Below are 22,307 nucleotides of genomic sequence, written 5' to 3'. Positions count from 1 at the left end.
CACTTCTGCGCGATCGCTTTATGATTCGTCTATTATTTTTTTATGAACATCGGATGCACCTAACACCATGGCCTACATTGTTGCGTTGACCGGGGGCATAGGCAGCGGCAAAACGACCGTTGCGAACGCCTTTGCGCGCCACGGCGCAGCCATTGTCGATGCCGACGTGATCGCCCGTCAGGTCGTTGAGCCGGGCACCCCTGCTCTGGCCGCGATCGCCGAGCGATTTGGTAATGAAATGTTGCTGCCGGACGGCGCGCTCAACCGCGCTGCTCTGCGTCAGCGCATCTTCAGCCACCCCGATGATAAAACCTGGCTGAACCAACTACTGCATCCGCTGATACACCGCGAGACCCAACGCCAACTGGCGCAGGCGGCCAGCCCGTACGCGCTGTGGGTCGTGCCGCTGCTGGTGGAAAACGGCCTGCAGGATCGCGCCGATCGGGTGCTGGTGATCGACGTCGACACCGAAACCCAGTTGGCTCGCACCATCGCGCGCGACGGCATCAGCCGCGAGCAAGCGCAGAGCATTCTCGCCGCCCAGGCCACGCGCCAGCAGCGCCTCGCCGTGGCGGATGACATTATTGACAACAGCGGCGCCGCTCAGGGGATAGAGCCACGGGTCGCCGCACTGCATCGTCGCTACCTTGAACTGGCGGCAACAGCGCCCCAACAGGATTAAACTGCATGAGTGATGTTTCCCCAACCGTTCTCTTTGAACACCCGCTGAACGAAAAAATGCGCACCTGGCTGCGCATCGAGTTTTTACTGCAACAGCTGCACGGCCAGCGCGCCCTGAGCGAAACCGCCATCGCCCTTACCTTTTTCCGCACCGTCTCCGATTTGCTGGACGTGCTGGAGCGCGGCGAAGTGCGCACCGAACTGCTCAAAGAGCTGGAGCGCCAGCAGCAAAAACTGTTGGCCTGGGCCGATGTGCCGGGCGTGGATATGGCGCTGATCGATCAGCTGCGCGGCCAGTTGAAGTCGCGCTCATCGGCGCTGATGGCGGCGCCGCGCCTCGGTCAGGCGCTGCGTGAAGACCGGCTGATCGGCCTGGTGCGCCAGCGGCTGAACATTCCCGGCGGCTGCTGCAGCTTCGATCTGCCAACCCTGCACATGTGGATGCACGCGCCGCAGCAGGATCGCGACGCCGACGTCGCCGCCTGGCTGCAATCGTTGGATCCGCTGAACCAGGCGCTGATCATGGTGCTGGATCTGATCCGTCAGTCGGGGCCGTTCCGCAATCAAATCAGCCTGAACGGCTTTTTCCAGGACAACGCCGAAGGGGCGGATCTGCTACGCCTGCGCCTCCATCTGGCGCCGCAGCTTTATCCGCAGATTTCTGGCCACAAGACGCGTTATGCCATTCGTTTCCTGCCGCTGGACAGCGAAAATGGCGTGGTGCCTGAACGCCTGACGTTCGAATTGGCCTGTTGTTGAACTCATGAAAGCAAGCCTTCTCAGCACTGACAGAAGGCGTAAGGAACCGTTATGACGACCGTAGTGAAATGCCCAACCTGTGGCACCGGCGTGGTTTGGGGTGAAGTCAGCCCGTTCCGGCCGTTTTGCAGCAAGCGCTGCCAGCTGATTGATCTTGGCGAGTGGGCCGATGAAGAGAAGCGCATTCCGAGCAACAGCGATCTGTCGGAAAGCGAAGACTGGAGCGAACTCGACGACCGCTAGTCGCCGGTTGAAGGCCTGGCGGACGCCAGGCCAATCTTGTTATTGCGCGGCGTTCGCCTGCGCTACCAGCAGTTGAATAATGCCGACGTTGGCTTCCGGGAACTCGTCTTCACGCAGATCGGCCTGTTTTACCCAGCGCATCGGCTGCCCCTCACGGCCAAACGGCTCGCCCGCCCAACGCTCCACCAGATAAAAATTCAGTGTCACGATGCGATCGCTGAAACGATGTTCCACCACCTCCAACAGTTCGGCCCGCTCGGCTTCGATACCGGTCTCTTCACGCAACTCGCGGCTCAGGGCCTGTTCCGGCGTCTCACCCGGTTCGATCTTGCCGCCGGGAAACTCCCAAAATCCGGCCATGTGCGTGTCAGCGGCGCGGCGGGTAATAAAGATTTCCCGTTGAGCATTGCGGATGATGCCCACGGCGATATTCAGATGTTTCATCTCACCCTCCTGATGGGTGCCAAAAAACAGGGGCTCAGCAAGCTGAACCCCTGGGTGTTATCGGTTAACCGCAGCCGGCATTACTGCAGGCGGCCGTGGCACTGCTTGTATTTCTTGCCGGAACCGCATGGGCAAGGATCGTTGCGGCCCACTTTGCGCTCGGCGGTCGCCGGCGCGTTCGGATCTTCGGTCACCAGCGCGTTCTCGTCGTGGTGGCTCAGCTGTTGCTGCTGCGCCAGGCGCTCAGCCTCTTCACGACGCTGCTGTTCCAGCGCTTCCACTTCTTCCGGCATCCGCACCTGTACCTTGCTCAGCACGCTGATCACTTCATATTTCAGCGATTCCAGCATGGTGGCGAACATGTTGAAGGATTCGCGCTTGTACTCCTGCTTCGGATCCTTCTGCGCATAGCCGCGCAGGTGGATGCCCTGACGCAGGTAGTCCATCGCCGCCAGGTGCTCTTTCCACAGGGAATCCAGCGTCTGCAGCATCACGCCCTTCTCGAAGTTGCGCATCATTTCGCTGCCGACCACGTCTTCCTTACGCAGGTACTGCTCTTTGGCGTTCTCCAGAATACGTTCGCGCAGCGTCTCTTCGTGCAGCTCCGGCTCTTTGTCCAGCCACTGGGCAATTGGCATCTCCAGATCGAAGTCGTTCTTCAGGCGCTCTTCCAGCCCCTGAATGTCCCACTCTTCTTCCAGCGACTGCGGCGTGATGTAGTTGTCGATGGTGCTCTTGAACACGTCCTCGCGGATGCTGGCGATGGTTTCGCTCACGTCGGACACGTCCAGCAATTCGTTACGCTGGCTGTAGATAGCGCGGCGCTGATCGTTGGCGACATCGTCGTATTCCAGCAGCTGCTTACGGATATCGAAGTTGCGGCTCTCCACCTTGCGCTGGGCGTTGGCGATCGCCTTGGTCACCCACGGGTGCTCAATCGCTTCGCCTTCTTTCATGCCCAGTTTACGCATCATGCCAGACACGCGATCCGAGGCGAAGATACGCATCAGGGCATCTTCCATCGACAGGTAGAAGCGAGATGAACCGGCGTCGCCCTGACGACCGGAACGGCCGCGCAGCTGGTTATCGATACGGCGCGATTCATGGCGCTCGGTGCCGATAATATGCAGACCGCCCGCCGCCAGCACCGCGTCGTGGCGCACTTTCCAGGCGGCTTTGATGGCTTCAATTTGCTCTTCTGTCGGTTCTTCCAGCAGCGCCACTTCGGCCTGCCAGCTGCCGCCCAGCACGATATCGGTACCACGGCCCGCCATGTTGGTGGCGATGGTCACCGCACCGCTCTGACCCGCCTGGGCGACGATGTCCGCCTCCATGGCGTGGAATTTGGCGTTCAGCACCTTGTGCTCGATACCCGCTTTGGTCAGCTCATGGGAAACCACTTCGGATTTCTCGATTGAGATGGTACCCACCAGCACCGGCTGGCCTTTGGCGGTACGCTCGCGGATGTCTTCGATGATGGCACCGATCTTCTCTTTCTCGGTCATGTACACCAGATCCGGCATATCCTTACGGATCATCGGACGGTTGGTTGGCACCACGATGGTGTCCAGCTTGTAGATCGAGCTGAATTCGAAGGCTTCGGTATCGGCGGTACCGGTCATCCCGGCCAGCTTCTCGTACAGACGGAAGTAGTTCTGGAAGGTGATCGAAGCCAGCGTCTGGTTCTCGTTCTGGATCTCCACGCCTTCTTTGGCTTCCACCGCCTGGTGCAGACCGTCGGACCAGCGGCGGCCCTGCATGGTACGGCCGGTGTGCTCATCGACGATGATCACTTCGCCGTCTTTCACGATGTAGTCCACGTCGCGGGTAAACAGCACGTGGGCACGCAGCGCGGCGGTAACGTGGTGCATCAGCATGATGTTGGTCGGCGAGTACAGCGATTCGCCTTCATCCATGATGCCAGCTTCCACCAGCATCTCTTCGATCAGGATCAGACCGCGTTCGGTCAGGTGGACCTGACGCGCCTTCTCATCCACCGAGAAGTGCCCTTCACCCTTGAAGGTGTCGGAGTCTTCTTTTTCCTGGCGGATCAGTTTAGGGATCAGCTTGTTGACCTTGATGTACATCTCGGAGCTGTCTTCTGCCGGGCCGGAGATGATCAGCGGCGTACGCGCTTCATCGATCAGGATGGAGTCCACCTCATCCACCAGCGCATAGTGCAGTTTGCGCTGCACGCGCTCTTCCGGGCTGAACGCCATGTTGTCGCGCAGGTAGTCGAAGCCGTATTCGTTGTTGGTGCCGTAGGTGATGTCGGCGGCGTAAGCTTCACGCTTGGCCGGCGCCGGCATGCCCGGCAGGTTGATACCGATGCTCAGGCCGAGGAACTCGAACAACGGACGGTTGTTTTCGGCGTCACGCTGCGCCAGATAGTCGTTGACGGTCACGACGTGCACGCCGCGGCCGCTCAGGGCGTTCAGATAAGCCGGCAGCGTCGCGGTCAGGGTTTTACCTTCACCGGTGCGCATCTCGGCGATGCAGCGATCGTTCAGCACCATGCCGCCCAGCAGCTGCACGTCGAAGTGACGCATGCCGAACACGCGCTTGCTCGCCTCACGCACCACGGCGAAGGCTTCCGGGATCAGGCTGTCCAACGACTCGCCTTTCTCCAGGCGCGCGCGGAACTCGTTGGTTTTCGCTTTCAGCTCGTCATCGGACAGTTTTTCCATGTCCGGTTCCATGCGGTTGATCTGCTCAACCACTTTGCGCATGCGGCGCAGGGTACGATCGTTACGGCTGCCAAAAACTTTGGTTAATAATTTCACTAACATGATGTTTGATATCTCTGTCATGACGGCCGAGCACGGCAGTCAACTTGCTATTATTTATGGTTTTTGTGCCCGAAGGGCGAAGTCAGACGAGTGCGGCGGGCCCGGCACGAATGCCTTGCACCTGCGCCACCCACAGGCCGGTCTGGTGGCGCGCCAGCGTGGGCAGCACCTCAAGGTGGGTGTGGCGAATGATGGTCGGCGGCTTCGGCTCGTGCGTCAGCAGCGCGTTGAGAGTAGAAAGCAGCGCCAGTTGCGCTACCTGCAAAGGGGGTTCCGCTTCGGCTTCGCTTTCCTGCACCCGCGCATAAACCGCCTGCGGCGCCAGCGCGAAAGAGAGGTGACGAATGACGGTGCGCAGCGCATGTTGCTGCCAATAATCTACGCTGAAGGTAGGACGGCGATGTGCGTCCTGCAGCAGGGCCAGGCTGTTGAAGGTGCCGTTGGCCGAATTTTGCCGGTTAAGGCTGGACGATGTGCTCGGCAGTGCGGCCTGATCGGGGGCGCCGGACAAATTGGAAGGTGCGCCAAGCGTGGCCGCAACCATCCCTAACAGGAGATGGGGCCAGAAATAACGTCTGCCAAATTGTCGCCAACGATTTAGAATACCGATCACGAGTTTATAATCCGCCGGAGCCCATTATGCGCGATAGCCGTCCACAATTATTAGATGTCCTGTTCGACGACGCGTCTGCCGGCAGCAAAGGGACGCTGCAAAACGTCCAGCAACGCGCGGTGGCGCTGCTCAAGCTTAACCGTGCAGTGAAGGGCCTGTTGCCCGCTCCCCTGCATCCCTGGTGCCGCGTCGCGAATTTCCGACAGGGTATTTTAGTGCTCGAAACGGCAAATGCCAGTTGGATGATGCGCTTGCGCTACGAACAACCCGCTTTGCTGTCTGCACTACGAGCGCAAATTCTACCATCATTGTCGTCGATCGACATCAGGATTAATCCGGCCTTGATGGCGAAAGGCAGCAACCAGGTGCAAAACGCCGAAAAAGCGCCGGAAAAACCCGTGCCAATGCGGCATTTGAGTCTGGAAAGTGCGGAGGAACTGAGAGGATTGGCAAGCCGTAGCCCGGAGAAGCTGCGCAAAATATTGGAACGGCTGGCTGCATTGGCCGGAGAGGGTACCAACACAACCAGTCGTGATAAGTAATCAGCGACACGAACTGCAAAACACCCGACAGCCGGCATCACACCATCGCGAGCCTGAATTCTCAGGCTCTCAGGGGATGCGCCTGCCGTTATTCGCAGGCGAGGAATTCAGACCTTACGCCAATACGGTAGACGGTGCCTTGAATGCCAATGGCATTTCGGCTTCGTCCTGGAAGGTCACGTATTCCCACGCTTCCTGCTTGGCCAACACGGCCTGCAGCAGTTTGTTGTTCAGCGCGTGGCCAGACTTGAACGCGGTGAACGCGCCAATGATGTTGTGGCCGCACATGAACAGGTCGCCGATGGCGTCCAGCATTTTGTGACGTACGAATTCGTCTTCGAAACGCAGACCGTCTTCGTTCAGCACGCGGTAGTCGTCTACCACGATGGCGCAATCGAAACTGCCGCCCAAGGCCAGGCCACGGGACTGCAGGTATTCGATGTCACGCATAAACCCGAAGGTGCGCGCGCGGCTGATTTGACGCACGAACGACTCAGCCGAGAAATCAAGGCGATAGCGCTGAGAGCTGGCGTCAATAGCCGGGTGGTTGAAATCGATGGTGAAGTCCAAGCGGAACCCGTTATGCGGGGACAGCTCGGCCCATTTATCGCCATCTTCAACACGCACAGTCTCTTTCAGACGCAGGAATTTCTTCGCCGAGTTCAGTTCTTCGATGCCGGCATCCAGCAGCAAGAACACGAACGGACTGGCGCTGCCGTCCATGATTGGGATTTCAGCGGCGTCGACTTCAATGACGATGTTGTCGATGCCCAGCCCAGCCAGCGCGGCGTTGAGGTGCTCAACGGTCGAAATACGCACGTCATGCTCATTCACCAGGCAAGTACAGAGCATGGTATCACGCACGGATTTTGCATCAGCCGGAAAATCAACCGGTGGATTCAAGTCAGTGCGACGATAGATGACCCCGGTATTAGCCGGCGCTGGGCGCATTGTCAGCGTGACTTTCTTGCCGGTATGCAAACCGACGCCAGTCGCCTGAACAATACGTTTTAATGTCCTTTGTTTGATCATCGTTTTATCTCGCAATGTTATCCATCCTACCAGCCAAGCATACAGCATGGCTGGCGGGACAGTTTAGCACAAAGAGCGGAGATTCCAAATTCTCAGGATATTCTTAGTCTGCCTGCTTACGCAGGAAGGCTGGAATATCAAGATAGTCGGGCTCTTTATTCGGCTGCGCAGCTTGGTCGTTGACCACCTTCGCGGCAGGTTTCACTTCCTGCGGCAGAGGCGACATGCCGTGCTGCTGATAACGGTGATCCATCACCGGCTGGCTGGCCTGCTTATTGGTCACCAGGGTGATTTCAGGACGCTTGTCCATACCGATACCGGTTGCAACCACGGTTACGCGCAGTTCGTCGTTCATTTCTGGATCCAGCGAGGTACCGATAACCACGGTAGCGTTGTCGGAAGCGAACGCGCGGATGGTGTTACCCACGGTTTCGAACTCATCCAGACGCAGGTCGAAGCCAGCGGTAATGTTGACCAACACGCCGCGCGCGCCGGACAGGTCGATGTCTTCCAGCAGTGGGCTGGAGATCGCCATTTCGGCCGCTTCTTCGGCGCGGTCTTCACCGCAAGCCACGCCGGAACCCATCATCGCGTAGCCCATTTCGGACATCACGGTGCGCACGTCGGCGAAGTCGACGTTCATCAGGCCCGGACGGGTGATCAGCTCGGCGATACCCTGCACCGCGCCTTTCAGCACGTCGTTGGCAGCGCCGAACGCGTCCAGCAGGGAAATGCCGCGACCCAGAACTTTCAACAGCTTGTCGTTCGGGATAGTGATCAGCGAGTCCACGTGTTTGGACAGCTCAGCGATACCCTGCTCCGCGAATGCCATGCGCTTCTTGCCTTCGAAGTTGAAAGGCTTGGTCACCACGGCCACGGTCAGAATACCCAAATCTTTAGCCACTTCAGCCACCACTGGCGCTGCACCGGTACCGGTACCGCCGCCCATGCCGGCTGCGATGAAGACCATGTCTGCGCCGTCCAGCGCTGCGCGCAGGGCTTCGCGGTCTTCTTCCGCTGAATTGCGACCCACTTCAGGGTTCGCGCCCGCACCCAGACCTTTGGTAATACCGCTACCAATCTGGATGGTTTGGCCAACCGCCGTTTTGCGGAGCGCCTGGGCGTCCGTGTTCACAGCGAAGAATTCAACACCTTCGATGCGCTCGCGCACCATGTGTTCAACGGCGTTGCCACCGCCGCCGCCGACGCCGATGACTTTAATCACCGCGTCATTGGTTAGTTCCATTGGTTCAAACATAGTTTCTCTCCGTTTTGTGCCTGTCGCTGCGAGATCATAAAAAGATTACTCAGCATGATCTCTTTGTTGAAACATTAAAACTCTTTTCTCAGCCAGCTATTGATGCGTTTAAACCAATTGCCCACCGAGGCGCGTTTTTCTACCTCTGTCTCACCGCTCAGGTGAGACTCTTTTCCATAGTGCAGCAGACCTACCGCCGTCGAGTAGTAAGGCTCCTGCGCATAATCCGTCAGACCCGTGATGTTCAAGGGTTGGCCGATGCGTACCTGGGTGTGGAACACCCGTTGCGCACAGGCTGCCAGGCCATCAATCTGGGCGGCGCCACCGGTCAGCACGATACCTGCCGCCAGATGATGCTTCACCCCTTGCTGACGCAGTTGCTCCTGCAATTGCAAAATTTCATCGTTAACCAGATTCAACAGTTCGGTGTAGCGTGGCTCAATGACTTCAGCCAGCGTCTGTCTTTGCAGACTGCGCGGAGGACGTCCCCCGACGCTAGGCACCTCTACATTCTCATCCTTGCTAACAATCGACCCAAGCGCACAACCGTGTCGAACTTTAATCGCTTCCGCGTCGGTCGGCGGCGTGCCGAAGGCGTAAGCGATATCGCTGGTGACCACGTTCCCGGCGTAAGGGATCACTTTGGTGTGGCGCAGCGCACCGCCGGTGTACACCGCCATATCCATGGTGCCGCCGCCGATATCCACCACGCAAACGCCGAGTTCGCGTTCATCTTCGGTCAGCACCGCGTAGCTCGCGGCCAGACCGGCGAAAATAAGTTGGTCAACTTTCAGGCCGCAACGTTCCACGGCCTTGACGATGTTCTTCGCCATATCGTTATGGCAGGTAATCAGATGCACCTTGGCCTGCATGCGCACGCCGGACAGCCCAACCGGGTTTTTGATGCCTTCCTGATAATCGATGGCGTATTCCTGAGGAATCACGTGCAGGATGCGGTGTTCGTCGCGCACGCGCACCGATTTGGCGGTGTGCACCACGTTCTCCACGTCGTCCTGCGTCACTTCCTCTTCCGAGATCGGCACCATGCCGATTTCGTTCTGGCAGCTGATGTGCTTGCCCGACAGCGCCAGGTACACCGACGAGATCTGGCAGTCCGCCATCAGCTCGGCCTGATCAATGGCGCGCTGTACGCACTTCACCACCGACTCCAGGTCGTTTACGCCGCCCTTATCCATGCCGCGAGACGGGCAGCTGCCCACCCCGATAATGTTGACCATGCCATCGGGCAGAACTTCCCCTACCAACGCGGAGACTTTTGCAGTACCGATCTCCAGTCCAACTACCAGTTTTCTGTCCGTCGACTTGATCATTGTTGTTTTGCCTGTGCCTGATTCTGTTGCTGATTACTGTTTTGCTGACCGCCAAGCGCCTGCGGATCGACCAACACCGGAGCCCACCCTACCGAAGCGCCGGACTCGTAGCGCAGATCGACATAGCTGACACGCTTGCTCTCCGCCTGGCCCTGCTGCTGCAATACCGGGTAAAGCTCAATAAACCGCTGCAAACGCCCGTTGCGGTCATCGCGCCCCAGCTCAAGCCGGACATCGTTGTCCAGCGCCAGCTGCCAGGAATGGCGCGCGGTCATCGCCGCCATTTTCAGCGTATATTTGCTGGCCGCCAACGTGGCGCTCATCGCCCGATAGCCCTCCAGCACATCCTGCTCGCTCCCTTCCGGCCCGTAGAGCAGCGGCAACTTCTGCTTGCCCGCCCGCTCCGCCGGCACGCTGAACGCTTTGCCCTCGGCGTCCACCATGTGCAAATCGTTCCAGCGCGCCACCGGGACATACTCCACCAGATGGATCTTCAGCTCATCCGGCCATTGTTTGCGCACGCTGGCCTGCTTGATCCACGGCAGACGTTCGATCTGCTGCTGGATAACGTCCACATCCTGCGTCATAAAGGTGCCGGGCGCTCCCAGCGCCAGGATCGCCTGACGAATATCATCGTTGGTGGTGTAATGGCGTTCGCCGGTCACCACCAGCCTTGAGAGCGGCAGGCGACTGGCGTCTTTCATCCAGCCAAGCACCGCCCAACCGCTCCACACGACCGTTCCCAACACCATCAGCAGGAAAATCATTCCCGCCAACTGGGTTCCATTGCTGCGGCGCGGGCCGTTATCCACCTCGCGATCGCGCGCATTCAGGGCAGCTTGCGACATATCAGTCGGCCAACTCCAAAATTCTCGCCACTAGCTGCGAGAAGCTTAATCCAAACTGGCGCGCCGCCATCGGCACCAGGCTATGACTGGTCATGCCCGGAGAGGTGTTCACCTCAAGCAGATAGAAGCTGCCATCGCTGTCTTGCATCACATCGACGCGGCCCCAGCCGCTGCAGTCCAGACCGCGGTAGGCGCGCAGCGCCAACGCCGCCATCTCGGCTTCCTGCTCGGCGCTCAAACCGCTCGGGCAGAAGTACTGCGTATCGTCCGAAATGTACTTGGCCTGGTAGTCGTAAAACACACCGGCCGGCTGGATACGTATAGACGGCAGCACCTGGTCGCCCAGCATCGCCACGGTGTATTCCGGCCCGCTCAACCACTTCTCCACCAGCACATCGTCGTCATGGCGGAAGGCTTCTTCCAACGCCGCTGCCAACGCCGCGCTTTCGGTGACCTTGCTCATGCCGACGCTGGAGCCTTCACGGCTCGGCTTGACGATCACCGGCAGCCCGAGATCCGCCACGCGCGCCAGCAGCGCCGCTTTTTCGGCGCCGAGGTACAGCTGGCGATTCAACGCCACGTAAGGCGCCACCGGCAAGCCCATCGATTGCCACACCATCTTGGTGCGCCATTTGTCCATGGTCAGCGCCGAGGCCATCACGCCGCTGCCGGTATAAGGCAACTCGAGAAACTCCAGCAGCCCCTGCAGGGTGCCGTCCTCGCCGCCGCGGCCGTGCAGCGCGATAAACACTTTGGTGAACCCCAGCTCTTTCAGCTGGGTCACCGGGAAATCGCGGGTATCGACGCCGTGCGCATCGATACCGGCTTCGCGCAACCCGGCCAGCACCGCGGCGCCGGACTGCAGAGAAACGTCACGTTCAGCGGAGGTGCCGCCCAGCAGAACTGCAACTTTATCAGCCATGGTGCTCCTCCTCTTTCTTCGGCGGCTGCAGCTTCAGCTCAGCCAGTTTACGGGCGATTTTGCCCACGTTGCCGGCGCCTTGCACCAGCACCAAGTCTTCATCCTGCAGCTGCTGCGCCAGCGTTTCCGGCACGGTATCGGCATCGGAAACCAGGATCGGATCCAGCTTGCCGCGGCTGCGGATGGTGCGGCACAGCGAGCGGCTGTCCGCGCCCGGGATCGGCGCTTCACCGGCGGCGTACACGTCAAGCATCAGCAGCACATCCACCTGCGACAGCACGTTGGCGAAATCGTCGTACAGATCGCGAGTACGCGTGTAGCGGTGCGGCTGGAAGATCATCACCAGACGCTTGTCCGGCCAGCCGGCGCGCGCCGCTTTCAGCGTGGCGTCCACTTCGGTCGGATGGTGGCCATAATCGTCCACCAGCATCGCGCTGCCCGCTTTGCCGTTGACCGGCTCCAGCGGAAACTCGCCGAGGAAATCGAAGCGGCGCCCAGTGCCCTGGAAGCCCGCCAGCGCGCGCAGGATATCTTCGTCGTCGATGCCTTCTTCGGTCGCTACCGCCACCGCCGCCGCTGCGTTCAACGCATTGTGGCGGCCCGGCGCGTTCAGCGTCACCGTCAGCAACGGTTTGTCCTGACGGCTCAGGGTAAAGTGCCCCTGCGGCCCAATCTGCCGGTAGTCTTCGATGCGCACGTCGGCATCTTCACTGAAGCCGTAGGTGGTGATGTGGCGCCCCACGCGCGGCAACAGCTCGCGCACCACCGGATCGTCGATGCACATCACTGCGCGGCCATAGAACGGCAGGTTGTGCAAGAAATTGATAAACGTCTGCTTCAGGTTCTCGAAGTCGCCCTGGTAGGTGTCCATGTGGTCGGCTTCGATGTTGGTGACCACGGCCACCATCGGCTGCAGATGCAGGAACGACGCATCGCTCTCATCCGCTTCCGCGATCAGATAACGGCTGGACCCCAGTCGCGCGTGGGTTCCCGCCGCCTTCACCAGCCCGCCATTGACGAAGGTCGGGTCCAGGCGGGCTTCGGCGTAAATGCTCGAGACCATCGCCGTGGTGGTGGTTTTGCCGTGCGTGCCGGCGATAGCGATACCGTGGCGAAAACGCATCAGCTCCGCCAGCATTTCAGCGCGGCGGATCACCGGGATGCGCGCTTCACGAGCGGCGACGATCTCCGGGTTGTCGGCGGAGATGGCGGTAGACACCACCACCACGCTCGCATCCAGCACGTTTTCCGGACGGTGATTGAAATAAATCGTCGCCCCGAGCGCGCTCAACTGTTGGGTGACCGGATTCGGCGCCAGGTCGGAGCCGCTGATCTGATACCCTTCGTTTGCCAACACTTCGGCGATACCACCCATGCCGGCACCACCGATGCCGACAAAGTGAATGTGCCGGACGCGACGCATCTCGGGCACGATAGTACGTAGTTTCGCCAGTTGTTGTGTATTCATCACTCTCTCTAATCCGGATCCGGTACCCCGGCCCTACATCACATTGCTTTTATTCAGGTTCGGCGCGCCGAACCCCTGCACTCGTTACTTGGCGAGCCGCACCAGCTCCGCCGCCACGCGCTCGGTGGCATCCGGAATGGCGACCGCACGCGCTTTCTCGGCCATGGCCAGCAGCGTCTTGCGATCCCAACTCGCCAGCAGTTCGGCCACCACATCGGCGTTAAACTGCGGCTGTTCGATAATCTTCGCTGCGCCGGCTTCTTCCAGCGGGCGTGCGTTCCAGTACTGCTGACGATCCTTGTGCATGAACGGCACGAAGATCGCCGGCAGCCCCGCCGCCGCGATTTCACTGACGGTCAACGCGCCGGAGCGGCAGACCACCACGTCGGCCCAGGCATAGGCGGCGGCCATGTCGTCGATGAACTCGGTCACTTTGTGCTGCGTCTGCCCTACCCTTTCGTAGTCGCGCAGCACCGTTTCCAGCGCGCCCTTGCCAACCTGATGCCAGAGCGTAATTCTATCGCCCAAACGCGCCGCGACTTCAGGAACTGTCTGATTCAGCACGCGGGCGCCCTGACTTCCGCCAATCACCAGCACGCGGATCGGGCCTTCGCGCCCTTGCAACCGCTCTGCCGGCAGTGGCAGCGCCAACACGTCGGTACGCACCGGGTTGCCCACCACCTCGGCGTTCGGGAACGCGCCGGGGAAGGCCTGCATCACTTTGGCGGCGATGCGCGCCAGCCAGCGGTTGGTCAAACCGGCGATGCCGTTCTGCTCGTGCAGCACCACCGGGATGCCGCACTGCCAGGCTGCCAGGCCGCCGGGACCGGAGACGTAACCGCCCATTCCCAGCACCACATCCGGCTGATAGCTGCGCATAATGGCTTTCGCCTGGCGCACCGCCTGCCAGATCCGCAGCGGTGCGGTCAATTGAGCCTTCAGGCCCTTGCCGCGCAGGCCGGAGATGCGGATAAAATCGATCTCGATCCCGTGCTTCGGCACCAGATCGGCTTCCATTCGGTCTGCGGTTCCGAGCCAGCGCACCTGCCAGCCCTGCGCCATCAGATGATGCGCGACCGCCAGCCCCGGGAACACGTGCCCGCCGGTACCGCCTGCCATCACCATTAAACGCTTAGGTTTCCCGCTCATCCCTTACCTCTTCACAAACGCCTGAGCCTTGGTCAGGCGCGTTTCATAATCAATTCGCAGCAACAGCACGATCGCCGTCGACATAATCAGCAAGCTCGAACCGCCGTAACTGATCAGCGGCAGCGTCAGACCTTTGGTCGGCAGCATGCCCGCGGCGGCGCCGACGTTAACCAGCGCCTGGAAGCTGAACCACACGCCGATCGCGCAGGCCAGGAAGCCGGAGAAGCGTTGGTCGATCTCCAGCGCGCGGCGCCCGATGGACATCGCGCGAAAAGCGACGAAGAATACCATTAACAGGGCTAAAACCACACCGATATAGCCCAGTTCTTCCCCCAAAATGGAGAAGATGAAGTCGGTGTGTGCCTCTGGCAAATACTCCAGTTTCTGCACCGAGTTGCCGAGCCCCTGCCCCCAGAACTCGCCGCGGCCGAACGCCATCAGCGACTGGGTCAGCTGGTAGCCGCTGCCGAACGGGTCGGCCCACGGGTTCCAGAACGACGTCACGCGGCGCATACGGTACGGTTCCGCGATGATCAGCAGCACCACGGCGAACACGCCGGAGCCGATGATCGCCAGGAACTGCCACATTTTCGCACCGGCCAGGAACAGCATTGCTAGCGTGGTGATGAACAGCACCACCACGGTACCGAGGTCCGGCTGCGCCAGCAGCAGCACCGCCAGCACCACCATCACGCCCATCGGCTTGCAGAAGCCCCAGAAGTTGCTGCGCACCTCTTCCACCTTGCGCACCAGATAGCTCGCCAGGTAGCAGAACAGCGACAGCTTGGACAGCTCCGCGGGCTGAATACGCAACGGGCCGAGTGCGATCCAACGCGAGGCCCCGTTTACCGAGCTCCCCACCACCAGGACGATCAGCAGCATCACGATCGACATCAGCAGCATCACGTTGCTGTAGCGCTGCCAAATTTCCATCGGGATGCGCAGCGTCACCAGCGACAGGCCGAACGCCAGGCCGAGGTACAGCGCGTCACGTTTGGCGAACAGGAACGGATCGTCCGCCAGGCGTTGGCCGATCGGCATCGAGGCCGAGGTCACCATCACGAAGCCGATGATCGCCAAGCCGAAGGTCAACCACAGCAGGGTGCGATCGTACAGCACCATGTTGACCGCGTCGTTGTCGCGCGCGCCGGTCACCCAGTCTTTCAGCCGTTCTGTCAGCCCGAAGTTCGGCAAGCGTAGTTTCATCCGCCAAGCTCCTGCGCCAGGCGGGCGAACTCATCGCCGCGCACTTCAAAATTACGGAACTGATCGAGGCTAGCGCAAGCCGGCGACAACAGCACCATATCGCCGGGCATTACGCGGCCGGCGATGGTGCGCATCGCCTGCTCCATGGTCTCGGTCAACGTCGCCACTTCCGGCCGCAGCTGTGCCAGCTGAGCGCCGTCACGGCCAAAACAATACAGACGCACGTTGTCGCCCTGCAGATAGCGCGCCAGCGGCGAGAAATCGGCGGACTTGCCGTCGCCGCCCAGCAGCAGATGCAGCGTGCCGTCCACCTGCAGGCCGTTCAGCGCCGCTTCGGTGCTGCCGACGTTGGTTGCTTTGGAATCGTTGATCCAACGCACGCCGTTGTGCTCCCAGGCTAGCTGGAAGCGGTGCGCCAGGCCGGTGAAGGTGGTCAGCGCCTTCAGGCTGGACGCACGCGGGATATTGACCGCATCCGCCAACGCCAGCGCCGCCAGGGCGTTGGTGTAATTGTGGCGGCCGGTCAGCTTCATTTCGCGCGTATTCAGCACCTTCTCACCGCGCACCCGCAGCCAGGTTTCCCCCTGCTGGCGGTTCAAGTGATAGTCGCCTACGTCCGCGCCGAAGCTGACACAGCGTTCGTCGGCGCCGCGCACCGGCATGGTCAGCGCGTCGTCCGCGTTCACCACGCACACCGCGGCGTTTTCATACACGCGCAGCTTGGCACCGCGATACTGCTGCAGACCGAACGGATAGCGATCCATATGATCTTCGGTCACGTTCAGGATGGTCGCCGCCGCCGCCCGCAGGCTATACGTCGTTTCCAGCTGGAAGCTGGACAGCTCCAGCACGTAAAGCTGACATTCCTGACGCAACAGGCTCAGCGCCGGCAGGCCGATATTGCCGCCCACGCCCACCGCCCAACCGGCGGCTTTCGCCATCTCGCCCACCAGGGTGGTGACGGTGCTCTTGCCGTTGGAGCCGGTAATCGCCACGATCGGCGCCTGCGCCTCGCGGCAGAACAGTTCGACGTCGCCGACGATTTCGACGCCGGCTTCCGCCGCGGCGCTCAATGCCGGGGTCGCCAGCGCGACGCCCGGGCTGGCGACGATCAGATCCGCCGCCAGCAGCCAGTCTTGATTCAGATCGCCCAGATGGCGCTCCACGCTTTCAGGCAGTTTGTCCAACCCTGGCGGCGCGATACGGGTATCCATCACGCGCGGCGTCACGCCGCGCGCCATGAAGAAATCGACACAGGACAGGCCGGTGAGGCCCAACCCGATGATGACGACTTTTCTACCCTGATAGTCTGCCATGATTAACGCACCTTCAGCGTTGCCAGGCCAATCAGCACTAGCATCAGCGAAATGATCCAGAAGCGCACGATCACGCGCGGCTCCGGCCAGCCTTTCAATTCATAGTGGTGGTGAATCGGCGCCATGCGGAAAATGCGTTGTCCGCGCAGCTTGAACGATCCCACCTGCAGGATCACCGACAGCGTCTCTACCACAAACACGCCGCCCATGATCACCAACAAAAACTCCTGGCGCAGCAGCACCGCGATGGTGCCCAGCGCGCCGCCCAGCGCCAGCGAACCGACGTCGCCCATAAACACCTGAGCCGGGTAGGTGTTGAACCACAGGAAGCCGAGGCCGGCACCGACGATGGCGGTACACACGATCACCAACTCACCGGCATGACGCAGATACGGAATGTGCAGGTAGTTGGCGAAGTTCATATTACCGGTCGCCCAGGCCACCAGCGCGAAGCCGGCCGCCACGAATACCGTCGGCATGATCGCCAGGCCGTCCAGGCCGTCGGTCAGGTTAACCGCGTTGCTGGTGCCGACGATGACGAAATAGGCCAGCAGGATGTACAGCAGGCCCAGCTGCGGCATCACGTCCTTAAAGAACGGCACAACCAGCTCGGTGGCTGGCGTGTCTTTTCCTACGGCGTACATGGCGAATGCGACAATCAGCGCAATCACCGATTGCCAGAAATACTTCCAGCGGGCGATCAGCCCTTTGGTGTCCTTACGCACCACCTTGCGGTAGTCGTCAACGAAGCCAACGATGCCGTAACCCACCAGCACAAACAGCACGCACCAGACATATGGGTTGGACGGGTAGGCCCACATCAGCACCGAAATGGTGATGGAGGTCAGGATCATGATGCCGCCCATGGTCGGCGTGCCGCGCTTGCTGAAGTGCGACTCGGGGCCGTCGTTGCGCACCACCTGACCGAAGGACATTTCTTGCAGGCGCTTGATCACCCGCGGGCCCATCCACAGCGACAGGAACAGCGCGGTCAGCAGGCTGACAATGGCTCGGAACGTCAGATAAGAAAAGACGTTGAAGCCTGAGTAATACTTGACCAAATGTTCGGCCAGCCAAACTAACATGGTGCTTTCTCCTGTAACGCGCGTACTACCTGCTCCATTGCGGCACTACGTGAACCTTTGATTAACACGGTGATGACCGCATGTTCCGACAGTAATTCCGCCACGCGCGCGATCACTGCTGTCTTGTCCTGATAATGTTCGCCGTTGCCGGACGCTTCGCTCAGCACGCGGCTCAACCCGCCGACGCTGATCACTTTATCGACCCCGGCCAGGCGGGCGGCTTCACCCACCTGACGATGGCACTCTTCCGCTTCTGCGCCCAGCTCGGCCATATCGCCGACCACCATCACGCGGTAGCCCGGCATTTCCGCCAGCACCTGCGCCGCCGCGGTCATCGACCCGACGTTGGCGTTATAGCTGTCGTCCAGCAGCAGCTTGCCTTCGGCCAGCGCCACCGGGAACAAGCGCCCCGGCACCGCCTGCAATTGTTTCAACCCCTGACGCACCGCTTCGAGCGTCGCGCCCACCGACATCGCCAGCGCCGTGGCCGCCAGCGCGTTGGCCACGTTGTGGCGCCCCGGCAGCGGCAGTGCGATCTCGGCGGTGCCGAACGGGCTGTGCAGCGTGAACTGCGTACCTGCGCCATTCACCCGCACGTTGTCCGCGAAGAAGTCCACACCTTCGGCGGCCTGCGGCGAGAAGCGCCAGACGGTTTTGCCGACCAGTATGCTCTGCCAGTGCGGCCAATCGTTGTTATCGGCGTTGATGATCGCCACGCCGTCGGCCGGCAGGCCGGTAAAGATTTCACCTTTCGCCTGAGCGACGCCGGCCAGCGAGCCGAAGCCTTCCAGGTGCGCCGCCGCCAGGTTATTCACCAAAGCGGTCTGCGGACGCGTCAATGCGGTGGTGTAAGCGATTTCGCCAATGTGGTTAGCGCCCAGCTCTATCACGGCAAAATCATGCTGCGGCTCCAGACGCAACAGCGTCAGCGGCACGCCGATGTCGTTATTGAAGTTACCGGCGGTATACAGCACTTCGCCGCATTCACGCAGAATGGCGGCGGTCATTTCTTTCACCGATGTCTTGCCCGAGGAGCCGGTCAGCGCCACCACGCGCGCCGGCACCTGCTGACGCACCCAGGCGCCAAGCTGCCCCAGCGCCAAACGGGTGTCTTCCACCACCAGCTGCGGCACGTCCACCAATAAGCGCTTACTGACCAGCAACGCCCCGGCGCCTGCGGCTACGGCATCCGCCGCGAAGTCGTGAGCGTCGAAACGCTCACCTTTCAGCGCCACAAACAGGCAACCGGCGGTCACCTTGCGGGTGTCTGTCGTCACCTCGACAATTTGGCAATCGGCGCCGATCGGTTCAGCGCTCAATACCTCAGCCAGTGTCTGAAGAGAGACAGGGATCATGCCAGCACCCCCAGCAGTCGGGCGACCGTCGTGCGGTCGGAGTAATCCAGGCGGCGGTTGCCCACCAGCTGATAATCTTCATGGCCCTTGCCCGCCACCAACACCACATCCTGCGCCTGCGCTTGCATGATGGCGCTGGTTACCGCTTCGGCGCGGCCGTGGATCACCAGCGCCTGCCCGGCGTCCAGCAATCCGGTCAGGATGTCGTTGATAATTGCGCGCGGCTCTTCGGTACGCGGGTTGTCATCGGTGATCACCACGCGATCGGCGAACTGCTCGGCAATACCGCCCATCAGCGGACGCTTGCCCTTGTCGCGATCGCCGCCGCAGCCGAAGACGCACCACAGCTGCCCCTGGCAGTGCAGGCGCGCGGCTTCCAGCGCTTTCTCCAGCGCATCCGGCGTGTGGGCGTAATCCACCACCACCGTCGGTTTGCCCGGCGCGTTAAACACTTCCATGCGGCCGCAGACCGGCTGCAGACGGCTGCCGGTTTCCACCAGCGCCTCCAGCGGGTAGCCCAGCGACAGCAGCGTGGCCAAGGCCAACAGCAGGTTGCTGACGTTGAACGCGCCCATCAGGCGGCTTTCGATCTCGCCGTCGCCCCAGCTGGAGCTGAAACGAACCGTGGCGCCGTTGTCGTGATAATCGATCGCCGTGGTTTTCAACCAGCGGCCGTGGCAGCCCGGCTGCAGGTTGCCCTGCATCGTCACCGCTATCGCATCCGGCAGCTTGCTCAGCCAGCGCTGACCGACTTCATCGTCGGCGTTGATGATTGCCTGCCCTACGCTATGGGCGGCGAACAGCGACCATTTGGCCGCTTCGTAATTGGCCATGTCACCGTGGTAATCCAGGTGATCGCGGCTCAGGTTGGTGAAAACCGCCGCAGCGAACGGCAGCGCCGCCACCCGGTGTTGCACCAGACCGTGGGATGAGACTTCCATCGCGGCGAAGGTCGCGCCCTGTTCCGCCAAGTCGTTTAATACGTGTTGAACATCCACCGCAGAACCGGTGGTATTCTCCGTCGGACACACCTGGCCCAGCAGGCCGTTGCCGACGGTGCCCATCACCGCGCTGGTTTCGCCCAGCAGTTGGCTCCACTGCGCCAGCAGCTGCGTGGTGGTGGTTTTGCCGTTGGTGCCGGTCACGCCGACCAGGCGCAGACGCTCGCCCGGCTGATGGTAAAAACGCCCTGCCAGCGCGGAAAGGCGCTGGTTCAGTTGGCTCAGGTAGATCACCGGTACGCCGTGCATTTCAACGATGGCGCCGTCTTCGGCCTGGCCGTCAGCTTCGGCGATCACGGCGGCGACGCCCTGCGCAATGGCCTGCGGAATATAGCGGCGTCCATCCGTTTGATGGCCGACAACGGCGATAAACAGATCCCCGGCAGCCGCCACACGGCTGTCTAATGTCATTTCCCGCAGCGCGCGCCCGGGTGCCGTCGGCACCCACGGGGCGAGTAAGTCGCGCAAATTACGATCTGCCACCTGAACCCTCTTTCTTGTTAATCACTAATTCGCTTTTGTCACCGGTAGGCAACGCGTCAGGCTCGACGTTCATGGTGCGTAATACGCCGCCCATGATGGCGCCGAACACCGGCGCGGAGATTGCGCCACCATAGTATTTCCCACCCTGTGGGTCGTTGATGACGACCACCAGGGCAAAACGGGGGTTACTTGCCGGCGCGACGCCGGCGGTATAAGCGATATATCGGTTGACGTATTTGCCGTCCGGGCCCACTTTTTTCGCGGTACCGGTTTTGATGGCGATACGGTACCCCTTGATGGCGGCTTTCACGCCGCCGCCGCCCGGCAAGGCCACGCTTTCCATCATGTGCACCACGGTGCGCACCAGAGGTTCAGGGAAAACGCGTTCGCCGGCGACCGGAGGGTCAACCTTGGTGATCGACAATGGGCGATACACGCCCAGGCTGCCGATCGTTGCATAGACTCGCGCCAACTGTAACGGAGTTACCATCAGCCCGTAGCCGAAAGAGAAGGTGGCCCTCTCTATGTCAGACCACCGTTGTTTTTTTGGGTATATGCCACTGCTTTCTCCGACCAGCCCCAAATTGGTCGCTTTTCCCAGCCCAAAACGAGAGTAAGTATCTACTAACGCTGAGGACGGCATCGCTAACGCCAGCTTTGAAACACCGACGTTACTCGACTTCTGCAAGATCCCGGTCAATGACAGCTCCGAGTACCGCGCCACGTCTTTGATCTCGTGGCCCTGGATGCGGTACGGGATGGTGTTCAGCACGCTGTTTTCTCTCACCACGCCGTTTTGCAGCGCGGTCATCACCACCATCGGCTTCACGGTTGAACCGGGTTCAAAAATATCGGTGATAGCACGGTTACGCATGGTTTCTTTCGGCGTACCGGCCATATTGTTCGGGTTGTAAGACGGGCTGTTGGCCATCGCCAGCACTTCGCCGGTGTTCACGTCGATCAGCACCGCGGTGCCTGACTCGGCCTTGTTGAACGCCACCGCGTTGTTCAGCTCGCGATACACCAGCGCCTGCAGGCGCTCATCGACGCTCAACACCAGGTTATGCGCCGCCTGGCTGTCGACGGAGGAGATATCTTCGATCACCCGGCCGAAGCGGTCCTTACGCACCGTTCTTTCGCCCGGTTGCCCGGTCAGCCAGCGGTCGAAGCTCTTCTCGACGCCTTCGATGCCTTGCCCGTCGATGTTGGTCACGCCAATGATGTGCGACGTCACCTGCCCAGCCGGGTAGTAACGGCGCGACTCCTGCCGCAGATAGATCCCCGGCAGCTTGAGTTTGTGGATGTAGTCGCCAATCGCCGGGTTCACCTGGCGAGCCAGATAAACGAAGCGCCCTTTCGGGTTGGCGTTGATGCGGTTGGAAAGCTGGTCCAGCGGGATGTTGAGCGCATCAGAAAGCGCTTTCCAACGGCTGTCCAGCGTGATACCGCCGCGCTCGTTCAGCTCTTTCGGATCCGCCCACACCGCATTGACCGGCACGCTGACCGCCAACGGACGGCCGGCGCGATCGCTGATCATGCCGCGCGCGGTCGGCACTTCCTGCACGCGCAGCGAACGCATGTCGCCTTCTTTCACCAGACGATCGGGGTTGATGACCTGCAGGTACGCGACGCGCAGCATCAGGCCAACCATCGCCAGCAAAATGCAGCCGCACAGCAACGCAAAACGCCAGCTGACAAAGCTGGCCTGATCTTCCTGGCGTCTCAACTTACCGGGGCGCGCTGCTTTCATGCGTTTCCTTTCTACTCCGTGTCATTATTCCG

At 60.9% G+C, this 22,307-nt stretch carries 20 protein-coding genes; 4 read left to right on the top strand and 16 right to left on the bottom strand.

The features are described from left to right. The first annotated feature begins 67 nt into the window (after nt 1-67). Genes coaE through yacG form a run of 3 tightly spaced genes read left to right on the top strand, consistent with a single transcriptional unit; the run spans nt 68 to nt 1,683 of the window. A complete protein-coding gene (gene coaE / locus WA302_RS21145) occupies nt 68-682 on the top strand; it encodes a dephospho-CoA kinase (protein WP_025301580.1) in 615 nt (204 codons plus the stop codon). Nucleotides 683-687: 5 nt separating this feature from the next. Then, nucleotides 688-1,440 (top strand): cell division protein ZapD, encoded by a 753-nt coding sequence (gene zapD / locus WA302_RS21140; protein WP_025301579.1) that lies wholly within the window; start codon nt 688-690, stop codon nt 1,438-1,440. 51 nt (nt 1,441-1,491) lie between these two features. Beyond that, nucleotides 1,492-1,683 (top strand): DNA gyrase inhibitor YacG, encoded by a 192-nt coding sequence (gene yacG, locus WA302_RS21135; RefSeq protein ID WP_025301578.1) that lies wholly within the window; start codon nt 1,492-1,494, stop codon nt 1,681-1,683. A 39-nt stretch (nt 1,684-1,722) separates the two neighbouring features. On the opposite strand, the gene mutT is transcribed toward yacG, so the two are convergent. The 3 genes from mutT to secM all read right to left on the bottom strand — a co-directional run bounded on the left by mutT (nt 1,723) and on the right by secM (nt 5,529). Beyond that, on the bottom strand, nt 1,723-2,127 hold the full coding sequence (gene mutT / locus WA302_RS21130; RefSeq protein WP_025301577.1) for an 8-oxo-dGTP diphosphatase MutT: 405 nt from the start codon (nt 2,125-2,127) through the stop codon (nt 1,723-1,725). Nucleotides 2,128-2,207: 80 nt separating this feature from the next. Further along, nucleotides 2,208-4,916, bottom strand: coding sequence for a preprotein translocase subunit SecA (gene secA, locus WA302_RS21125; RefSeq protein WP_025301576.1), 2,709 nt, complete (start codon nt 4,914-4,916; stop codon nt 2,208-2,210). An 82-nt stretch (nt 4,917-4,998) separates the two neighbouring features. Further along, nucleotides 4,999-5,529 carry a secA translation cis-regulator SecM gene (gene secM / locus WA302_RS21120; RefSeq protein WP_049204789.1) on the bottom strand — a complete coding sequence of 177 codons (531 nt, stop codon included), beginning with the start codon at nt 5,527-5,529 and terminating at the stop codon, nt 4,999-5,001. A gap of 26 nt (nt 5,530-5,555) precedes the next feature. Here secM and WA302_RS21115 point away from each other — a divergent pair, with 26 nt between their 5' ends. Then, the gene (locus tag WA302_RS21115; protein ID WP_025301574.1) at nt 5,556-6,071 is read left to right on the top strand and encodes a DUF721 domain-containing protein; all 516 of its coding nucleotides are present in this window, start codon (nt 5,556-5,558) and stop codon (nt 6,069-6,071) included. A 114-nt stretch (nt 6,072-6,185) separates the two neighbouring features. Here WA302_RS21115 and lpxC read toward each other — a convergent pair whose 3' ends face one another. From lpxC to WA302_RS21050, 13 genes are all read right to left on the bottom strand, one after another. Then, on the bottom strand, nt 6,186-7,103 hold the full coding sequence (lpxC, locus tag WA302_RS21110) for a UDP-3-O-acyl-N-acetylglucosamine deacetylase (RefSeq protein ID WP_004932754.1): 918 nt from the start codon (nt 7,101-7,103) through the stop codon (nt 6,186-6,188). Between the two features lie 103 nt (nt 7,104-7,206). Then, on the bottom strand, nt 7,207-8,361 hold the full coding sequence (gene ftsZ, locus WA302_RS21105; protein ID WP_004932757.1) for a cell division protein FtsZ: 1,155 nt from the start codon (nt 8,359-8,361) through the stop codon (nt 7,207-7,209). Between the two features lie 74 nt (nt 8,362-8,435). Beyond that, nucleotides 8,436-9,692 (bottom strand): cell division protein FtsA, encoded by a 1,257-nt coding sequence (gene ftsA / locus WA302_RS21100; RefSeq protein WP_004932758.1) that lies wholly within the window; start codon nt 9,690-9,692, stop codon nt 8,436-8,438. After that, nucleotides 9,689-10,540 (bottom strand): cell division protein FtsQ, encoded by an 852-nt coding sequence (ftsQ, locus tag WA302_RS21095; protein ID WP_004932761.1) that lies wholly within the window; start codon nt 10,538-10,540, stop codon nt 9,689-9,691. The genes ftsA and ftsQ overlap by 4 nt, the downstream gene beginning before the upstream one ends. A gap of 1 nt (nt 10,541) precedes the next feature. After that, a complete protein-coding gene (locus tag WA302_RS21090; protein WP_336064721.1) occupies nt 10,542-11,462 on the bottom strand; it encodes a D-alanine--D-alanine ligase in 921 nt (306 codons plus the stop codon). Then, entirely contained in the window at nt 11,455-12,930 is a 1,476-nt protein-coding gene (gene murC, locus WA302_RS21085; protein WP_336064720.1) for a UDP-N-acetylmuramate--L-alanine ligase, read from the bottom strand. The genes WA302_RS21090 and murC overlap by 8 nt, the downstream gene beginning before the upstream one ends. An 84-nt stretch (nt 12,931-13,014) precedes the next feature. After that, on the bottom strand, nt 13,015-14,079 hold the full coding sequence (gene murG, locus WA302_RS21080) for an undecaprenyldiphospho-muramoylpentapeptide beta-N-acetylglucosaminyltransferase (RefSeq protein ID WP_004932773.1): 1,065 nt from the start codon (nt 14,077-14,079) through the stop codon (nt 13,015-13,017). Between the two features lie 3 nt (nt 14,080-14,082). Next, nucleotides 14,083-15,285 (bottom strand): cell division protein FtsW, encoded by a 1,203-nt coding sequence (gene ftsW, locus WA302_RS21075; protein WP_025301570.1) that lies wholly within the window; start codon nt 15,283-15,285, stop codon nt 14,083-14,085. Next, nucleotides 15,282-16,601: a UDP-N-acetylmuramoyl-L-alanine--D-glutamate ligase gene (gene murD / locus WA302_RS21070; RefSeq protein WP_197819392.1), complete on the bottom strand. Its 1,320-nt coding sequence runs from the start codon at nt 16,599-16,601 to the stop codon at nt 15,282-15,284. The genes ftsW and murD overlap by 4 nt, the downstream gene beginning before the upstream one ends. Before the next feature lie 2 nt (nt 16,602-16,603). Beyond that, the gene (mraY, locus tag WA302_RS21065; RefSeq protein ID WP_004932782.1) at nt 16,604-17,686 is read right to left on the bottom strand and encodes a phospho-N-acetylmuramoyl-pentapeptide-transferase; all 1,083 of its coding nucleotides are present in this window, start codon (nt 17,684-17,686) and stop codon (nt 16,604-16,606) included. Beyond that, the gene (gene murF, locus WA302_RS21060) at nt 17,680-19,041 is read right to left on the bottom strand and encodes a UDP-N-acetylmuramoyl-tripeptide--D-alanyl-D-alanine ligase (protein WP_043135927.1); all 1,362 of its coding nucleotides are present in this window, start codon (nt 19,039-19,041) and stop codon (nt 17,680-17,682) included. Before murF ends, mraY begins: the two co-directional genes overlap by 7 nt. Continuing rightward, nucleotides 19,038-20,525 (bottom strand): UDP-N-acetylmuramoyl-L-alanyl-D-glutamate--2,6-diaminopimelate ligase, encoded by a 1,488-nt coding sequence (gene murE / locus WA302_RS21055; protein WP_049294825.1) that lies wholly within the window; start codon nt 20,523-20,525, stop codon nt 19,038-19,040. The genes murF and murE overlap by 4 nt, the downstream gene beginning before the upstream one ends. Beyond that, on the bottom strand, nt 20,512-22,275 hold the full coding sequence (locus WA302_RS21050; RefSeq protein WP_004932790.1) for a peptidoglycan glycosyltransferase FtsI: 1,764 nt from the start codon (nt 22,273-22,275) through the stop codon (nt 20,512-20,514). The genes murE and WA302_RS21050 overlap by 14 nt, the downstream gene beginning before the upstream one ends. Nucleotides 22,276-22,307: the final 32 nt, after the last annotated feature.

Origin of the sequence: Serratia sp. 201 (assembly GCF_037027545.1) — a bacterium.
GTDB classification, from domain to species: Bacteria; Pseudomonadota; Gammaproteobacteria; order Enterobacterales; family Enterobacteriaceae; genus Serratia; species Serratia bockelmannii.
This window is presented reverse-complemented; position numbering and strand designations above follow the sequence as displayed.